A 692-nucleotide genomic window follows, 5' to 3' on the forward strand; every position below is an offset into this window, starting at 1 on the left:
GTGCCGGCCTGGGCGCCCTGAAGGCTGCGAACGTGCAGCACCTGACCATTTGCTTCGGTGCCGTGGGCCATCTGCGAGCTGAAGCCGTACGCGCGGCCGTGGTCGCTTGCGGGGATGCCACCTATACCTACGCTACCACCAAGTCCAAAGCCGCCAGGAACGCAAAAGCCGGCCCTGGCAGGTTGCAACGGGTGGTGGTTGCCGTGAATGACGCCGCAAGTGCCCAGATCGCGCGACCCGGCATTGACAAGGGCGCAGCGCTGGTCAAGGGCATTGAATTTGCCAAGGAGTGGGCGAACCGCCCGGCCAACCACGCGACACCGACGCTTCTGGCCGGCGCTGCCAGAGAGCTGGGCAAGCTGCGCGGCATCAAGGTGGAGGTGCTGGGGCCCAAAGAGGTCGCCAAACTCGGCATGGGCTCCTTCATGGCCGTGGCGCAGGGTTCGGCCGAGCCCTTACGCTTTATAGTGCTGCGCTATGAGGGGGCGGCCAGGGCCGAGGCGCCCGTCGTGCTCGTTGGCAAAGGCATCACCTTTGACACGGGCGGTATCTCCATCAAGCCCGCCGCCGAAATGGACGAGATGAAGTTCGACATGTGCGGTGCCGCCAGCGTTCTGGGCACCTTCCGGGCGCTGGCAGAGCTGCGGCCGGCGCTCAATGTGGTAGGCCTGATTCCCGCCTGCGAAAACCTG

At 65.6% G+C, this 692-nt stretch carries 1 pseudogene; it reads left to right on the forward strand.

Annotated elements, in window-relative coordinates:
- A pseudogene (locus AC1DWI_RS25450) lies at window positions 1–692 on the forward strand (leucyl aminopeptidase); the annotation flags it as partial.

The sequence above is a fragment of the Polaromonas sp. P3_C2 genome, assembly GCF_056402675.1.